Consider the following 17,532-nt stretch of genomic DNA (forward strand, 5'->3'; position numbering starts at 1 on the left):
TTTTTAAATCAATTACAATCTGTAACGATTAATGCTGTAACACCGAAATATCAGCCACTTTCGTAAACAAGTCACGAAGCTGTGCAAGCATACGTAAACGGTTCGCTTTTAATTCAGCATCATCAGCCATGACCATTACACCGTCAAAGAACGCATCCACTGGCGCACGAAGTGCAGCAAGTGCAGACAACGCAGCAGTGTAGTCTTTCGCAGCAAACAACGGCTCAACCACAGGCGTGATTTTTGCAAGTTCAGCGAACAATGCTTTTTCAGCATCTTCAACCAAGTTCGCTTCAATCACTTGACCTTCAGGTGCAGCTTCTTTTGCAAGAATGTTGGCAACACGTTTGTTGGCAGCAGCAAGCGCAGCAGCTTCAGGCAATGCACGGAAGTGATTTACTGCATTTACACGCTTGTCAAAATCAAGTGGTGATTTTGGAGACAACGCTTGAACCGCTTGAATCACATCTACAGCAACGCCTTGGTCTTCGTATTTCGCACGGTAACGGCCTTCAAGGAATGCAACAGCATCATTTAAAGTCTTGTCATGATCTTTCAATACATCGCCATAAGCAGCAAGTGCAAGTTTGATCAAATCTTCAATCGATACATCAAGCTCATTTTCAGTCACTAAACGTAAAATACCAATTGCAGAACGACGCAGTGCAAACGGGTCTTTAGAACCTGTCGGTGCTTGACCAATACCAAAAATACCTGTGAGCGTATCTAAACGGTCAGCAAGGGCAATCGTTGTACCTGTTTTGGTTTTCGGTAAAACGTCACCTGCAAATTTAGGTAAATACTGCTCACCTAAAGACTCAGCCACTTCATCATTTGCGCCTTCAAGACGTGCGTAGTAAGTGCCTGCAATCCCTTGAAGTTCAGGGAATTCACCCACGAGTTCAGAGGTTAAGTCACATTTTGCAAGAAGTGCAGCTTTTTCAGCGTCTTCCGCTTTTGCACCAGTGATAGGCGCGAGTGCTACAGCGAGTTTTGCAATACGTTCAGACTTGTTCCAAAGCGTGCCCAATTCTGCTTGGAAGACCATGTTCGCCAATTTCTCTTTACGAGAAGCAAGCGGTTGTTTTTGGTCTTGTAAGAAGAAAAATTCAGCATCAGACAAACGTGGACGAACCACTTTCTCGTTACCTTCAATAATTTGTGTCGGGTCTTTCGACTCAATGTTTGACACAGTAATGAAGTATGGTTGAAGTTTATTGTCGCTGTTTACTAAGCAGAAGTACTTTTGGTTGTCCTGCATTGTTGTGATGAGTGCTTCTTGAGGAACAGCAAGGAAACGTTCTTCAAAGCTAGCACGAAGCGCAACTGGCCATTCAACCAATGCAGTCACTTCGTCACGAAGGTCACTTGGCACAATCGCAATTGCATTCACTTCATCAGCCAAGGCTTTGACTTGACCGTCAATGATTGCTTGACGCTCTTCAAAGTTTGCCACAACGTAAGCCTCTTTTAACTTCGCTAAGTATTCATCAGCGTGCGTTAAAGTAATTGCTTCAGGCGCATGGAAACGATGACCGAAAGTGACGTTACCTGCTTTGTGATCTTGAATTGTTGCATCAATCACGTCGTTGTCTTTTAACAACACAACCCATTTTACAGGACGTACAAATTCAGTACGGCTTGCAGCAGAACGCATACGTTTAGCGATTGGAAGGTTGTCTAAAGCTGCTTGTAAAACTTGCGGTAAAAGTACGTCTAGGCTTTGACCTTTCACATCTTTTAAGTAGCAAACTTTTTCAACTTTACCTGCTTGGAATGTCGATACTTGATCAACCGTGATGCCTTGACCACGCATAAAGCCTTCTAAAGCTTTCGTTGGGTTGCCTTCAGCATCAAACGCTGCTTGTTTCGCAGGGCCATCAAAACGTTTTTGCGTGTCCGCTTGCGCGCCATCAACGTTTACGATTTTAAGGGCAAGACGACGTGGTGCTGCATAGGCTTCGATCGAGTCGAATGCAAGACCTGCATCTTTTAAGCCTTTTACAGTTTCAGCTTGCAGTGCATCACGTAATTTTTTTAAGCTTTTTGGTGGAAGTTCTTCACAACCTAATTCGAACAAAACGGTATGTTTAGACATTATTTGCTCTCCTCAGATTTTGCTTCTGCTTCAACTTGTGCCTTTAACTGTGCCAATACTTCATCACGTAATGCTGGTTCTGCCATTGGGAAACCAAGTTCCGCACGTGCAGCCACATAAGCATTTGCAATTGAACGTGCCAATGTGCGTACACGTAAGATATAACGCTGACGTTCTGTCACAGAAATCGCACCACGCGCATCGAGTAAGTTAAAGCTATGCGACGCTTTAACCACTTGTTCATACGCAGGAAGTGGAAGTTTTGCTTCGATTAAACGTGTTGCTTCAGTTTCATAGAAGTCGAAGAGTTCAAACAGTTTATCAACAGGTGCGTATTCAAAGTTATAAGTCGACTGTTCAACTTCATTTTGATGGAATACATCACCATAAGTCACTGTACCAAACTGACCTTTAGTCCAAACCAAATCGTAAACTGAGTCTACACCTTGCAAGTACATTGCAAGACGCTCTAAACCGTAAGTGATTTCTCCAGTAACAGGGTAGCACTCAACACCACCGACTTGTTGGAAGTAAGTGAACTGAGTCACTTCCATGCCGTTTAACCATACTTCCCAACCTAAGCCCCACGCGCCAAGCGTTGGAGATTCCCAATTGTCTTCTACGAAACGAATGTCGTGTACCAACGGATCAATTCCGATCGCTTTAAGCGAGTCAAGATACAACTGTTGGATGTTGTCTGGGTTTGGCTTAAGTACCACTTGGAATTGGTAGTAATGTTGCAAACGGTTTGGGTTTTCACCATAACGACCATCTTTCGGACGACGTGAAGGTTGAACGTATGCAGCGTTCCAAGTTTCAGGCCCTAATGCGCGTAGGAAAGTTGCAGTGTGGAATGTACCTGCACCCATTTCCATGTCGTAAGGCTGTAACACGACGCAGCCTTGCTCCGCCCAGTAGTTTTGTAAGGCAAGAATTAAGCCTTGGAAGGTATCAATATGCGATATGGCGCGACTCATGGTCATCCACTTAAAATTAGAGAAAAATTGTGCTTGATTATAAGGATTTTACAGGGGAGTGGCAAAGGGTTAATACGCTGAAAATATTTTGGAAAAAATTAAAATGGTCTTGATTCATGCCAGATTTTGCGCGGCTTTGCTACAATTTTATGCTAGATCAGCAATGGTGTGAGATCTAAAAATCAGGAATAAATCAGATGTATAGCATCCTGTTCACTGAAGCGCGATAAAGTTAAACTGATCTCATACGATTGCGGTCTTAGAATTAGTTCAATCTTCACACAATATAATAATGCCTAATAATAAGGAACTTCATGACCACTTACCAAATTCAGTGTCATTTGAAATACAAGATTGTGCAACCTACCGAATTTATTTTTATGGTTCAGGTCGCCCATCATCCCGATCAGAATATTCTCGAAGAACAGCTCACCATGAATATGCCGGTCAAATGGCATGAATTTCGGGATGCTCAGCATCAAAACCGTCATATCCGGTTGCAACTCGAGCCTTGTGAGGCATTTGAACTGAATTATAGCGCGACAGTTACCCGTCAGCCGTGCATTCCTGTTGATCTGAGACAAAACCTGAATGAAGTCAAAATTCCAGACCTGCCGGATGAAGTACTACCTTATTTGCTGGCCAGCCGCTATTGCAATTCAGATTTATTACTAGAAATGGCGAAACGCTCATTTGGCTGGATGACACCCGGCTATACGCGTGTAAAAGCCATCGAACAGTGGATTTATAACAATATTTTTTATGTCTCTGGCTGCTCTGACCAGTTTACGACTGCGACGGATGTACTGATCCACCGGGCGGGGGTATGCCGTGACTTTGCCCATTTAGGCATTGCGCTGTGCCGTGCTTTAGGAATTCCGGCACGCATGGTAGTCGGTTATGTGGAAATTGAAAAGTTTTTACCTGATTTTCATGCCATTTTTGAAGCCTATCTGGAAGGAGGATGGGTGCAGTTTGATCCGACCCGTTTAGCTCCAGTCGACGAGCTGATTCGCATTGGCACCGGGGTAGATGCCGGAGATGTGGCATTCTCAACCTATTATGGTCAGGTCGAGCTGCTTAAAATCGAGCCTCTGATTAAACCTGAATGCGATAGCGGCGCTGAGGCTAAAATTACCTGACATGAATGATCTTATTGAAAATCCTATGAGGAGTTGAACCGTAAAAGAGAACTAGATGGATGACTGTTGCCTGGAGAGAGACTTGGCTTTTTAAACAGCATCCATTTAAGTGTAATTAAAAGATATAAAATGAATACATCTTTAAAGCGACTAGTTTTATAATGAGCAAAATCTGTAAACATTAAAATCAGGCGCGCCGTGTTCCATTCCAATCTTGACTGGCTCAATACCTTAAAACCGAATTTTAAAGTTCTTCCACTCAAAGACCGTTTACTCTGCGGTATTGGGGCACTACTGGGTCTCACGGTATCGTCATTACTGAGTTTATGGATTCTGGGTGATTTTGAAGCCTGGTATATTGCGCCGATGGGGGCCTCATCTGTGCTGCTGTTTGCAGTTCCGGCCAGTCCCTTGGCACAGCCCTGGAATATTCTGGTAGGTAATACTATTGCTGCGGTAGTGGGTGTGACCTGTGCCTTGTTTATTGCCAGTCCGACTGAAGCTTTTAGTCTGGCGGTGGCCTTGGCCATTATCCTGATGATGACCACAGATTCCCTACATCCACCCAGTGGTGCTGTCGCCATTACGGCGGTACTCGGCGGCAATGCGGTCCATGAACTCGGCTATGCTTTCGTTTTCTATCCGGTGCTGCTGAATTCGATCTTATTGATGGTAATTGCGATCGTCTTTAATCGAATGATTGGCAAGCGTTATCCGCAGCAGGCGCAATTGAATACCCGTTCCAAAGATCCGACCCCGACCCAGAAAGTCACTATTCAGCCGCAAGATATTCAGGAAGTACTAGATCAGCAAACCGAGCTGCTGGACATTAGTGAATATGACCTGCAAAAGATTATTCTGGAAGCGCAGGACCGAGCCAATGCCCGTGCGGTCAACCAGTTTACTTGTCAGGACATTATGACCAAAGACGTGGTGACCTTGCATGCCAATGATGATATTCAGCATGCACTGGACAAGTTTAAGCAGATGAACCTGATGAGCCTGCCGGTGGTTAATGCGGAAGGCAAGCTGGTGGGAACGCTGGCCATGTATCAGGTGGTAGAATGGTTTAAACGTGCTGCAGATGTGCGCAGCAGCTGGGAACATCAGGTCAAACATATTATGACCCGCAAGGTAGTCACAGTGCAGCCATTGCAGCCGATTCAGGATCTGGTGCCCTATTTTGTGGAGCGTTCTTTTAACTATATCCCGGTAGTGAGCGAGCAGCGTCTGGTCGGAATTATTAGCCGTGCAGATATTATCGCTGCCCTGAATCAGGAACTAAACCATTTTAAAATGAGAGCTTAAAACTGTTTTAGATTGTCCTAAAAAAGCACCCAAGGGTGCTTTTTATTTGGAATCTGGATTTATTTAAACTTAGATAAAGAACCAGTAAATAAACAGGGAAACCAAGAAAATACACATGATATTCAGGACAAAGCCGACTTTCATCATTTCACTTTGTTGAATATGGCCAGTACCAAACACAATCGCATTCGGTGGTGTCGCAACAGGAAGCATAAATGCACAAGAAGCACCAATGCCGATCACAATAACTAAAATTTCCTTAGGCATGCCCATTTGATCTGCAATCGCTGCAAATACTGGTACTAACAGTGCAGCTGATGCAGTGTTACTGGTGAATTCAGTCAAGAAGATAATGAAAGTAGCAACGACGAAAATAATGAGGAGTGGGGAGGCATCACCAAAGGCATTGGCAAGCGTTTGACCAAGCACCAATGAGCTGCCTGAATCTTTTAAAATTGCACTGAGGGTTAAACCACCTCCAAATAGAAATAAGACGCCCCAATCTGTATTTTCAGCGACTTGTTTCCATGTTGCAGTACCGATAATCACGACCAAGCATGCTGCCAAAACAGCAATCCAAGTATCAGGTTGTGAAATACCAAAGTTCTCGGTCAGCTTTTTGCTGAAGATCCAAGCAATAGCCGTACAGACAAACAATACCATTGTTGCAATTCGAGTACCCGTCCAAGGAATATCCTCAGTCACAAATTGCACTTTATGATTGAGCTTAGGTCTAAGTACCAAATAAAGACTCAAGAGCATGGCAGGTAAAATAAGCATCATCATCGGTAAACCGATTTTCATCCAATCTGCAAAATCATAGTCTAAAGCCTTAGCCGCGATTGCATTTGGTGGAGAGCCAACCATGGTCCCTAAGCCACCAATACTTGCAGAATAGGCAATACCTAACAGGATAAAAACAAATGTTTTTCGATCTCGACTGACATCTAAATGTGAAAGTAAACCAAGGGCAAGTGGAAGCATCATTGCTGCAGTCGCCGTATTTGAAATCCACATAGATAAAAGTGCTGTTACAGCAAAAATCGCCATTACAGAGATGCCGAGATGACCACCAGACATAGAGATGATCCACATCGCAATTTTTTTATCCAGCTTTTGAATATGCAACGCGGTCGCCAATGCGAAGCCACCAAAAAATAAAAAAATCACAGGATCTGCAAATGTAGCTAATGCCGCTTGTGTTGTGATTGGTATAAGCTCATCGCCTTTAGCCATAGGCATCGCGAGAAGAACCGCGAGTACGGGTACCAATAGGGCGGTAATCGTGATATGGATGGCCTCAGTCAGCCATAAAATGCCGATAAAGCAAAGTAATGCCAACCCTTTATTGGCGTTTTCATCATAGGGTAAGACTTGATAGAGTCCATAAGAAATAAAAGCGGCGATCAGTATCAACCCCCAACCTTTGATCAGCCCTTTTGGCATCATGTTGGTCGGGGTCGCGAGTTGTTCCGTCATATTCGCTCCTTTTGAATATCGCTATAGGTTTTATAGTTGTATGTATTAAACTTCTTAATTCTGAAGAATGAATATCCTTATCACTTTTCAAAATATACTATTCAAACAATGAAATCGATTGCTCTAATAAATTATAGCTTTGCCACAGGGCTTGAATACCGAGCAAAAGTAATAGGATCAATACTGTATTTTTAAAAAACTGTTGAGAGATGTGTTGCCTGATCAGTCCGCCGATCCATACCCCAAATATTGCAAAAACACAGATCAACATGACTAAAAGTTGTTGATGCTCATCAATATTGACCAAAATTGGGTAAAGTAGAAGGAGTTGTATCAATTTGCTGGCGATAAAGCTTAAATTACTCACGATCACAATATCGGTTTTACTCAGCTGACAGCTGAGTAAATACATCATTAGAAATGGTGCCATTGCATTGGTAGCACCACCGATAATGCCTGCTAACAGACCGAATATCAGCATATTGAGCACTGACGGGCTGACGGTGAATGAATGTTGTCGTAATTGATCAATCACATACAGTACCATCACCATGCCAAGTAAAAGCTTTAAATAACCTTCATTGAGCCACAATAAAAGTTTCACCCCAAGCAGACTGCCAACTAAGCTACTTAGAATAAGGGGAAAAAATCTTATGCTGTAGTGTTGAATGCTCTGCCATATTGAATACTGAGGGTGAGCAGTTAGCAGAATTAAATTTAAAATGAGACAGGGAAGAATGACCAAAGTGACAGCGAGGCTGAGCGGGAGTTGAGTAGAGAGTACGGCGGTACTCATCATGGGAAAGCCGAAACCGCTCAGGCCATGTAATAATGCGGCCAGTGCGCATAGCCACAATACCATCCATTCCGACTGTGCCATTGATTGTCCATATTTATTGTTTTGTTCAAGTTAGCGCTATTTTGAGAAAGATGCAAAATGAGAATAAAAAAAACACGATAATTGGGGGAAATTATCGTGTTAAAAAACTCACCCGAGGTTGTGTGGGTGATTGAGGGTAAACTCAAGTTAAAGCGGTGATCTGTCCTGATGTACAGTGCGCATTGGACGATCATAAGCATTTGAATGTTCGTGCTGAACTTTATTTTTTGGCATCACTAACCAAAGAACTAAGTACACTAAAATTCCTGGAAATGCAGCGCTCATCACTGACACTAGAACAAAAATAATTCGTAATAAATTCGCATTCCAACCAAAACGTTCAGCAATACCGCCCATCACACCAGCAATCATGTTAGAGCGGTTTGAGCGATATAAACCAACATTGGCCATTGAGTTCTCCTTTAGAACCAAAAAATAGTCATGAAATAGACTTCGCAATTTCTCTTTAACGTTTGTCTATACATTTTATATGGAGAATAATTTTTAGTTTTAAAGGAGATTATTCACAAAATATCGTAATTTTATGTAATGAAAAAGATAAAACCTTGATGTGGTATAGGTTCTGGATAATTAGACAGAACATGCTAATACTTGTATATCCCTATTTTATAAGGATAATATTTTTATACATCGCAATTTATGAAATGGCTCAAGATATAAAATGATGAATTTAAATTTTAAAGTTCATTCAATCTCAATGTTCAGCATTATCGCCATCATGAATATTGCACTTGCGGCATGTAGCCAGAATGAATCGCCACATATTGAACACATCAACCAAATTCAGGAGTCGCATACGCCTGAGTCTTCTAACTCATTAACGAATGTTGCAGGTAAGGCACGCCCTCCAGTTCAAGAAAAAGCGGATACAACACCGCAGTCTGTTGCTAAAGAATGGCAGAAATTTGTAGGTCGCTACCAAACCACGATGCAATGTGATGATGGCTTTGCTCGTTGTGATAAGGGTGAAGCTGAGTTTATTATCAATTTATTGGCTGATGGCACAGCTCATCGTATTTTTATGCATCGTGGTAAGGTTGAATTTACAACGCAACGTCAATATCGCCAAGACCGTTGGTTGTACGATCCGCATCACCATCAAATCATTATTTTGAGAGAGAGTGGGGTTCAATTTTTTTACGATTTGGATGAGCAGGGTAATATGGTCATGGATCTTGATAAAATTGCCAATGCAACGCAAGTGAACCAAACTTTCTTTAAAGACAATCCGCTTCCGTCACGTGCATATACTTTGCAACGTCAAAAGCTTTGAAGATATAAGAATTGATACTCTATGAGGGTAGCTTGTAGTATATTGCAGGCAATAAAAAAGCCTTTCAAGATGAAAGGCTTTTTTAAGAATCTGGTGGGTCGTCCGCGACTCGAACGCGGGACCAACGGATTAAAAGTCCGCTGCTCTACCAACTGAGCTAACGACCCATAGAGGTTTCAAAATAAGTGGTGGGTCGTCCGCGACTCGAACGCGGGACCAACGGATTAAAAGTCCGCTGCTCTACCAACTGAGCTAACGACCCATCTCGTTTTGATGTTGCGTATTTTAGCAAGTTATTTGAGTAGCGCAAGTAAAAAATATAAAACTTTGTTACGTTTGGCTAGAAATGACACAATTTCGTGTTTTCTAGCCAAAAAACAATCGATTTTAACTTAAAAACGATATTTATACTGTTCAATATTTTTCAAAATCTCTTCATTTAAATCGCAATATGCATCTTCATTTGGTAATAAAACCAAAATACGATCTGAAGTTTTGTCTGGAAAATAAGCTTCTTCCTTTAACTTACTCTTTTGATATTTAAATGTTCCTGTTGTTTCGAGTGTTTTCTGTACACGTAAGAACACTGGAACTGCATAGCTAGGCAAAGATTTCTTAAAGAACTGAGCCATATCGGATAAATCTTGCTCATTCAGTTCAGCACCTTCTGCTAAAGTGATGGCTGCCATACCTGCACGACCATTAGTATTTGGAATTTCAACGCCGTATACCACTGCTTCTGTGATCTTTTCATAATCACTACAAATATTTTCAACTTCAGTTGTAGAGACATTCTCACCTTTCCAGCGGAAGGTATCACCGAGACGGTCAACAAATTGAGCATGGCGGCACCCGATATCTCGCACAAGGTCACCCGTGATGAAATAAGAATCTCCTTTGGTAAAAACATCATGCATGATCGAGGATTTATTCTTTTCTGGATCGGTATAACCATCAAATGGCGAGCGATTGGTAATTTTACCAATCAATAAGCCTGTTTCACCTTTTTTGACTTTAATACAATGACCTTTTGCATCGCGAATAGGAGCTTCTTTTTCCTTGTCATATTGGATGATGGCATAAGGAATAGGAGAGAAACCTACGGTATTGTCGAAGTTTAAAATATTGGAAAAGCCGACATTGCCTTCACTTGAAGCATAAAGTTCGAGCACTTCTTCAATACCAAAGCGATTTTTAAATTTATCCCAAATATTTGGACGCATGCCGTTACCAATCATCTTGGTGACGCGATGATTGCGATCTTGGTGTGATTCAGGAGCATCTAGAAGATAGCGACATAGCTCACCAACATAGCCAATTGCTGAAGCATTAAATTTTTGAACATCTTTCCAAAAAGAAGAGGTTGAGAACTTACGACGAATCGCTAGTGTCGAACTACCAGCAATTACACCACACCAGCACACTACCATGCCTGTAGCATGATAAAGCGGTAAAGTGACATACATAACGTCATCTTTATTTAGATTAAGGACATGACCATATGTGCCATACGCTAACATCCAACGACTATTGGTAAAGACTACGGCTTTTGGTAAACCTGTTGTGCCAGACGTATAGATGTAGAATAAGCCGTCAGCACCAGTCACCTTATGTGTTTCAGCTAGATTATCTTTAGATTCAGATAAAATTTCTTGTGCAAGATTATGATAGCCATCAGGTGCTTGACCAGCATTTTGGCGTGTATTTTGATCAGCCAGCCAATAGAGCTTATCTTTTGCGACAGTCAGTTGTTCGCGTACTTCATCTACAGCTTCACGGCATTCTTCACCGACTATTACGCCGATTGGTTTAACCAAATTAATACTATGGGTAAGTACCTTACCTGTTTGAGACGTATTGACGAGTGCTGAAACAACCCCAATTTTTGCAAGACCAATGACGGTGGCAATAAGTTCACTACGGTTTTCAACAATGACCGCAATCACATCACCTTTTTTTGCACCCTTAGCGATGTAGTAGTGTGCAATTTGGTTTGCCCAATCATTTAGTTGTTGGTAGGTATATTTCTGATCTTCACATAACAGCGCAATACCTTGAGGATTTTTTTGCGCTGCACGCTCAAAAGCGAGGGCAAGACCTGCTGGCGTTTTAGGAGTACGTAAATAAGCCTGTTTGAGCCCGACAAGAATATTTGGCAACTTCGTGACCAAATGTGGGAGTCGTGCTGCTACGTCTTTGATTCCAATGAGATCGTTTTGATAAGTCTGGCTCATACTGGTCCTATTTTTTGTGATATTCCGTTTAGTCTTTAATTTTTCGCAAGTTTTTTACTTGGTTTTGTCACTGAATATCTTATCCATTTTGAAAAATTGATCAATTCTGAACAGGATTTTTCAGTCAAAACTTTAAAGACCATAACAAAAAAACCTAGCCACCGTAATGACTAGGTTTGTCAAAAGCTAATGTAGTTTAAGCAAATTACTCAGCTGATGGTGTTGCTTTTTTTGGTGGGCGACCACGAGGGCGACGCGGACGAACAGGTTTATCTTCTTCCTGCTGTTCTGCATCATCCTTATCTGCTTCAGCATGTGCAGATTTATCCTCAGCACTTACGGCAACTTCCGCCACTTCAACTTTCGCAGTTTCTGCTTCTGTAGACGCAACTTCAGTTGATTCTGAAGATTTTTCTTCAGGTTGCTGTTGTGAAGAAGTTTGAACTTTTTCTTCAGTCTTCACTTCAGATTGAGTCACTTCAGCTGTCTGTGTTGCTGTTTCTTGATGTGCAACTTCAGATGTTGCATCAGCTGCTTGTGGAGCATCCGTAACAGGTGCTTCAACTTTCACGGCTTCTTGTGCTGCAACTTCTTCAAGGCGCGCTTGTTTTGCTTGCTCTGCTGCAAGTTTTGCAAGACGACGACGCTCACGTGGATCGTTTGCAACACGCTTATCAGACACTGGTTTTGGAGGTGTTAAGTCCAACACAGGTGCAGGCTCTTTTTCAGCTGGAGCTTGTTGAACAGCGACATCACGTGTTACTGGTTTTTTCTCAGTAGCAGGTTCAGCAGATTGAGTATTTAAACTCGCTGCATACTGTTCAGTGAACTTTTGCAATGCGCGATTGAAGGTTGGAATTAATCCAAACTGCTCAATCAATACAGAGCAATCCGCACCATAAACATGTTGAATTAAGCTTAAAACCGTATGTTGTGCTAAAGCTGGCACTTGTGAAGGGCGAAGCTTCGGCGCATCTGATTTTGCTTTCTGGTCATGTTGATGCTTGTTACGACGACGTTGACGTGGGTCGTTACTTGCACGTTGTGGTGCTTGTTGAGGTTTAACCTCAGCTTCAATGACAGGTTCATCAACCGTAATTTCCACTTGAGGTGCTGACACTTCAGCGTCTGTCACAACAGGTGCTGGAGCAGTTGCTACAGGTGCTGCTACTTCAGGCGTTAATGCAACAATCTCACTTTGTGCTTGATCAACATTAACCACTAACGCTGTTTTAAGCTCATCATTACGAGGTACATCAATTAAATCAACTTTAACTTGAGCTTCTGGAGCAACAGGTGCTGAAGATTGCTCTTGATTTAATACACTTTGATCGCGGTGACGATTTGGACGTTGTGGACGTTGTGCATTACGGTCACGACGTGGCACAGCTTGTTCAGTTTGTGCTTCGAAAGCTGTCTCGTTTTGTTGAGGGCGCTTTTGATGACGTTTCTGATCACGCTGTTCTTGGCGTTGCTCATGACGGTTTTCATTGCGTGACTCATGACGATTGTCTTGACGTTGTTCATGGCGAGGTGCCTGTACAACTTCTTCAATCACATGTTGATCTGCGTTAACTTCGCGTGTGTCACGTTGCTTATTGCGATTTTTCTTGTTATGACGTTGTGGACGCTCGTCTTTTTCAGCTTGACGTTCTTGGTCGCGTGTATCATTTTTCGCAACAGGCGTATGTGAAATATACGCATTTGTTTCAACTGGTGCAGATGCTTCAATTGCCACAGGTGTCACAGGTGCAATTTGACCGAATTGACCACGACTTACGGCACCACCGTTCACCATTTGTTCAATTGCAGCCGCTGCAGAATTGGCTGTACGAGATTGATCAATCGTACTCGCTTGTTTTTGAACAAACAGATTTTCTAACCATGCGCATGGGCTAGTTGCTGGAGCAGCTACTGCTGGGGCAGTTTTTTGCGCTACCGCAGGTTGTGTAGCATTTTGGTTATTTTTATGACGCTTATTGCCTTTTTCCTGCGTTACAGGGGCATGCGTAGGTGGAGCTGTATGCTCTTCTTCTAAGTGCCATTCTGAAGACTCATAACCCAACTCTTTTTCACTAGAACGAGTCGCTTCAGTACGTTCATAGCTGGTTGGTGCAAAGCCTTCCGGATTATACGAGATTTCGTAATGTGGCGTTTCTAAATGCGGGTGTGGGAGTACAGTCACACGTACATTTGAAGTTTGCTCCAAATACACGAGGCTATGACGTTTTTCATTGAGAAGGAATGCTGCAATTTCAACAGGAACTTCTACTTGAACTTCACCTTGACGCTCACGAAGTGCAATTTCTTCAACTTTACGCATGATCGAAAGTGAAAGAGAGCGTAAGTCACGAACCATACCTGTGCCATGACAACGTGGACATACATAGCCAGTCGCTTCTTCTAAAGAAGGACGTAAACGTTGGCGACTCATTTCCATTAAGCCGAAACGAGACAATTGACCGAACTGGATACGTGCACGATCACTTTGAGTTGATTCACGCAGTTTCGCTTCAACCATACGTTGATTACGTTCTTTGGTCATATCAATGAAGTCAATCACGACCAGACCACCGATATCACGTAAGCGAAGTTGGCGAGCGATCTCTTCTGCTGCTTCTAAGTTAGTACTAAGCGCAGTTTCCTCTACATCGTGACCACGAGTAGATTTTGCAGAGTTAATATCGATCGAAACCAATGCTTCTGTTTGGTCAATGACAATTGAACCACCAGAAGGAAGTTTCACTTCACGCTCGTAAGCTGTTTGAATTTGACTTTCGATACCAAAATGAGCAAATAAAGGCTCATTCAAAGTATATGTTTTTAACTTGTCTAATTGGTTCGGCATCACGGCTTTAACAAAGTTATAGGCTTCGTTATAAGCTTGTTCAGAATCAATTAAAATTTCTGCAACATCATCACGTAAATAGTCGCGAATTGCACGAGTAACTACACCAGCTTCCTGATGAACCAACATTGGAGAAGGTCCAGAATTTGCTGTACTTTGGATGCGTGCCCAAAGATCGAGAAGGTGCTGAAGATCAAGTTGCAGCTCTTCTTGTGAGCGACCAATCCCTGCAGTACGTACAATCACGCTCATCCCACGAGGTACATTTAAAGACGCCAACATTTCTTTCAATTCTTCACGAACTGAACCAGAAATTTGACGACTAATACCACCACCTTTCGGGTTGTTTGGCATTAAGACCAAGTAACGACCAGCAAGGGAAATAAAAGTTGAGAGAGCAGCGCCTTTGTTGCCACGTTCCTCTTTTTCAACTTGAACTAAAAGTTCAGTACCTTCAGTGATTAACTCACGAATGTTTGAAGTTTGACGAGGGTCAGCTTTGTAATATGAGTTTGCGATTTCACGCATTGAAAGGAAGCCTTGACGGCCTGCACCATATTCTACAAACACAGCTTCAAGAGATGGCTCAACGCGAGTCACATGACCTTTGTAGATATTGGCTTTCTTTTGTTCACGAGTACGATTTTCTAAATCGAAATCGTAAAGACGGTGACCAGTGATGAGTGCAACGCGAACTTCTTCGGCATGTGTTGCATTGATCAACATACGTTTCATGGGTGTAACACCTAATAGTGATACACAAGCAAAACATCGCGATTTACGTAGCGAACATCAACCCGCATGGATCAATTCCTAGATCACCATAATTAGATTGATCTAAGTGTATTACCGGCCTTTATTGATGGGCTTCGGTATTTTGATTCACGTATTGATGATGGCAATACGGCTTTAATCCTGTCACTGATTAAAGAAGCCTGAACATTCACTGGCGGACTAACGGTGCATTGGATGTTCGTTACTTTCACTGTCACATTGCTCGAAGATCATCTCTTCAATTTTTTGATAGAGTGTCTTGATACGGAATTATCGTCGTATCTTTACAAATTGTGCAGATCCAATGCATCTAACGTTATAGCCTGAATGAGAAATCAGGTTGCGACCATTCTGATGTGTATCAGTTAACGTTTAAAAACCAACATAATTTGTTGGCGACATATTTTTTTAAACAAACTGATTTATGTGCAAAAGCACAATTAAACGCAACAGTTTGTCTTTTTGCCGATATAATAAGCCTTCGGCGTTGGCATATTCTTTTGGGACCATTCCGAGTTTATGCTAAACAAAAATTTAGTTTGAATTTCAAAATTTTGAAATCTCTAAACAAATGTTCACTTACGGCGGTATCCGTGCGCTGACTATAGCAAACCTTAGATCATCTGCCTATGGGCTACACAGACATTTCTAGTCAATTGGGTAGTCTAAATGATCAGTTTTTAATCGAATTTAGTATTTTTTTAGGTCAACGTAACTGTATGAATTCTACGCAAGAATGGCAAAGCGTCACTTGGTTTGAAGTGGATGAGCACCAATTGGGGCAACGCATCGACAATTTTCTATTCGCTCGTCTTAAAGGAGTACCGAAAAGTCGAATCTATCGTTTAATTCGTGAAGGTCAGGTGCGGGTCAACAAAAAGCGTGTGAAAGCGGAAACTAAATTGAATATTGGCGACCAAATCCGTGTTGCACCGATTCGTTATGAACAAAAAGATGAATCTCAAGCTCCAGTATCAGACAAAGTCGCGCAGGGCTTGTTAAGCCGTGTGATTTATGAAGATGAAGGTCTTTTAGTGGTGAACAAACCTTCTGGGATTGCGGTGCACGGTGGAAGTGGTGTGGCGTATGGCTTAATTGAAGGCTTACGCGCAGCGACAGGGAAAAAATATTTAGAACTGATCCATCGTATTGACCGAGATACTTCAGGCTTGGTGATGATTTCTAAAAAGCGTAGCGTATTAAAAACACTTCAAGATATGCTTCGTGAACACAAGATTCAAAAAACTTATGCTGCTGTGGTGAAAGGCCAAGTAACACTAGATTCCCAATTAATCGATGCACCATTACATCGCTATGAGTTAGCCAATGGTGAACGTCGAGTGCGTGTATCTAAAGAAGGAAAGCCTTCAAAAACCCAATGGAAGGTAGCAGAACGCTTTATGCATGCATCACTCGTGTATGCATCACCGCTTTCTGGTCGTACACATCAAATTCGCGTACATGGACTCAGTATTGGTCATCCCTTGGTGGGTGATGAAAAGTACGGGCATGAGACGGAATATCGTGGACCTAAACCACGTCGTTTATGTTTACACGCAATGCGCTTAGAGATTCCTGGATATCCAGTAATTGAAGCACCATTGCCTGAGGATATGCAAAGCCTGGTTGCACAACTTCGCGCACAAAAAGCGGATAAACCTGTAGTGCAGTCTCAACAAGACTGATTGCGTCTCAGTGGTTGTGTAAGGATTGAATCATTGTGTCATGACGAGGTCATGCAACGATGAGATCTTAATATGTCAATATGATATTTAAATGGCATCTACCCGATCAAAATTAGGATACAAAATATGACATCAGCGGTAAAACTCATTATTTTTGATTGGGATGGCACCTTATTTGATTCAGTGGGTCAAATTGTTGAAAGTTTAAAATTTGCCGCCAAACAATTTAATCAACCTTTGACTGATGAGGATGCTAAAAGCATTATTGGCTTAGGATTACCTGAAGTAGCGCAGGTTTTATTTCCTCAGGTTCCTGATTTACACGAGGCAATTTTACAGTCTTATTCAGCGCATTATGTTGAGCACTCGAAACATGATCGTTGGTTTGATGGTGTGGCTGAAATGTTGCATGATCTCAAAGAGTCAGGTATTCATTTGGCTGTTGCGACAGGAAAAAGTCGTAAGGGGCTAGATCGAGTACTGGGGCAAACTCAGAGTGTGAGTTTGTTTTCAGCGACACGTGCAGCCAGTGAAACAAAATCAAAACCAGATCCGTTGATGTTGGCTGAAATTTTAGCCGAAACTGGTTTTAATGCAGATCAAGCGATAATGGTAGGAGATACTTCATACGATCTTGAAATGGCATTGAATATTCGTATGCCAAGTGTAGGGGTGACGTATGGCGTTCATGTACCTGAGGTACTACAGCAATATCATCCACTTGCGGTCGTGGATTCCATTGATGAATTACATCAACTTTTAAAAAATTTGATTAATCAGTCAGTTGCTTGCTAAATCACATCGATAAAAAAC

General features: G+C 42.1%; 12 protein-coding genes and 2 tRNA genes. 5 read left to right on the top strand and 9 right to left on the bottom strand.

Annotation, left to right across the window (positions count from 1 at the left end; genetic code table 11):
* Window positions 1-28: 28 nt before the first annotated feature.
* Together glyS and glyQ are read right to left on the bottom strand one after the other, a co-directional pair.
* Window positions 29-2,098 carry a glycine--tRNA ligase subunit beta gene (glyS, locus tag AC1M85_RS01950; protein WP_488213455.1) on the bottom strand — a complete coding sequence of 690 codons (2,070 nt, stop codon included), beginning with the start codon at window positions 2,096-2,098 and terminating at the stop codon, window positions 29-31.
* Window positions 2,098-3,075 (bottom strand): glycine--tRNA ligase subunit alpha, encoded by a 978-nt coding sequence (glyQ, locus tag AC1M85_RS01955; RefSeq protein ID WP_035264216.1) that lies wholly within the window; start codon window positions 3,073-3,075, stop codon window positions 2,098-2,100. The genes glyS and glyQ overlap by 1 nt, the downstream gene beginning before the upstream one ends.
* Window positions 3,076-3,389: 314 nt before the next feature.
* On the opposite strand from glyQ, the gene AC1M85_RS01960 reads away from it, so the two are divergent.
* Both AC1M85_RS01960 and AC1M85_RS01965 read left to right on the top strand, forming a co-directional pair.
* Complete coding sequence (locus AC1M85_RS01960; protein WP_035264213.1) at window positions 3,390-4,217, top strand: transglutaminase-like domain-containing protein; 828 nt, start codon at window positions 3,390-3,392, stop codon at window positions 4,215-4,217.
* Between the two features lie 198 nt (window positions 4,218-4,415).
* On the top strand, window positions 4,416-5,525 hold the full coding sequence (locus AC1M85_RS01965) for an HPP family protein (RefSeq protein ID WP_035264211.1): 1,110 nt from the start codon (window positions 4,416-4,418) through the stop codon (window positions 5,523-5,525).
* Window positions 5,526-5,594: 69 nt separating this feature from the next.
* Here AC1M85_RS01965 and AC1M85_RS01970 read toward each other — a convergent pair whose 3' ends face one another.
* From AC1M85_RS01970 to AC1M85_RS01980, 3 genes are all read right to left on the bottom strand, one after another.
* Window positions 5,595-7,004, bottom strand: coding sequence for an SLC13 family permease (locus AC1M85_RS01970; protein WP_488213456.1), 1,410 nt, complete (start codon window positions 7,002-7,004; stop codon window positions 5,595-5,597).
* Between the two features lie 97 nt (window positions 7,005-7,101).
* Window positions 7,102-7,884, bottom strand: a complete 783-nt coding sequence (locus AC1M85_RS01975; protein ID WP_092766698.1) for a sulfite exporter TauE/SafE family protein — start codon at window positions 7,882-7,884, stop codon at window positions 7,102-7,104.
* Between the two features lie 147 nt (window positions 7,885-8,031).
* Entirely contained in the window at window positions 8,032-8,295 is a 264-nt protein-coding gene (locus tag AC1M85_RS01980) for a PspC domain-containing protein (RefSeq protein WP_481588636.1), read from the bottom strand.
* A 271-nt stretch (window positions 8,296-8,566) separates the two neighbouring features.
* On the opposite strand from AC1M85_RS01980, the gene AC1M85_RS01985 reads away from it, so the two are divergent.
* Window positions 8,567-9,178, top strand: coding sequence for a hypothetical protein (locus AC1M85_RS01985; protein WP_051586498.1), 612 nt, complete (start codon window positions 8,567-8,569; stop codon window positions 9,176-9,178).
* A gap of 91 nt (window positions 9,179-9,269) precedes the next feature.
* On the opposite strand, the gene AC1M85_RS01990 is transcribed toward AC1M85_RS01985, so the two are convergent.
* The 4 genes from AC1M85_RS01990 to AC1M85_RS02005 form a co-directional block, all read right to left on the bottom strand.
* Window positions 9,270-9,345: transfer RNA gene (locus AC1M85_RS01990), tRNA-Lys, on the bottom strand.
* Between the two features lie 19 nt (window positions 9,346-9,364).
* Window positions 9,365-9,440, bottom strand: a tRNA-Lys gene (locus AC1M85_RS01995).
* 130 nt (window positions 9,441-9,570) lie between these two features.
* Complete coding sequence (locus tag AC1M85_RS02000) at window positions 9,571-11,412, bottom strand: long-chain-acyl-CoA synthetase (protein ID WP_092766700.1); 1,842 nt, start codon at window positions 11,410-11,412, stop codon at window positions 9,571-9,573.
* A 205-nt stretch (window positions 11,413-11,617) separates the two neighbouring features.
* A complete protein-coding gene (locus AC1M85_RS02005) occupies window positions 11,618-14,995 on the bottom strand; it encodes an Rne/Rng family ribonuclease (protein WP_488213457.1) in 3,378 nt (1,125 codons plus the stop codon).
* 758 nt (window positions 14,996-15,753) lie between these two features.
* Between AC1M85_RS02005 and AC1M85_RS02010 the strand changes: the two genes are divergently transcribed.
* Entirely contained in the window at window positions 15,754-16,719 is a 966-nt protein-coding gene (locus AC1M85_RS02010) for an RluA family pseudouridine synthase (RefSeq protein WP_481588736.1), read from the top strand.
* 126 nt (window positions 16,720-16,845) lie between these two features.
* Entirely contained in the window at window positions 16,846-17,514 is a 669-nt protein-coding gene (locus AC1M85_RS02015; RefSeq protein WP_092766702.1) for an HAD family hydrolase, read from the top strand.
* Window positions 17,515-17,532 lie beyond the last annotated feature (18 nt).

It is taken from the genome of Acinetobacter sp. 24-47-64 (genome assembly GCF_057737055.1).

Bases quoted from the DNA above. Each gene is read 5' to 3' on its own strand.
- AC1M85_RS02005 (WP_488213457.1), bottom strand. From the start codon at position 14,995: ATGAAACGTATGTTGATCAATGCAACACATGCCGAAGAAGTTCGCGTT.
- AC1M85_RS01985 (WP_051586498.1), top strand. From the start codon at position 8,567: ATGATGAATTTAAATTTTAAAGTTCATTCAATCTCAATGTTCAGCATT.
- AC1M85_RS02010 (WP_481588736.1), top strand. From the start codon at position 15,754: ATGAATTCTACGCAAGAATGGCAAAGCGTCACTTGGTTTGAAGTGGAT.
- AC1M85_RS02015 (WP_092766702.1), top strand. From the start codon at position 16,846: ATGACATCAGCGGTAAAACTCATTATTTTTGATTGGGATGGCACCTTA.
- AC1M85_RS01975 (WP_092766698.1), bottom strand. From the start codon at position 7,884: ATGGCACAGTCGGAATGGATGGTATTGTGGCTATGCGCACTGGCCGCA.
- AC1M85_RS01970 (WP_488213456.1), bottom strand. From the start codon at position 7,004: ATGACGGAACAACTCGCGACCCCGACCAACATGATGCCAAAAGGGCTG.
- AC1M85_RS02000 (WP_092766700.1), bottom strand. From the start codon at position 11,412: ATGAGCCAGACTTATCAAAACGATCTCATTGGAATCAAAGACGTAGCA.
- AC1M85_RS01960 (WP_035264213.1), top strand. From the start codon at position 3,390: ATGACCACTTACCAAATTCAGTGTCATTTGAAATACAAGATTGTGCAA.
- glyQ (WP_035264216.1), bottom strand. From the start codon at position 3,075: ATGAGTCGCGCCATATCGCATATTGATACCTTCCAAGGCTTAATTCTT.
- glyS (WP_488213455.1), bottom strand. From the start codon at position 2,098: ATGTCTAAACATACCGTTTTGTTCGAATTAGGTTGTGAAGAACTTCCA.
- AC1M85_RS01980 (WP_481588636.1), bottom strand. From the start codon at position 8,295: ATGGCCAATGTTGGTTTATATCGCTCAAACCGCTCTAACATGATTGCT.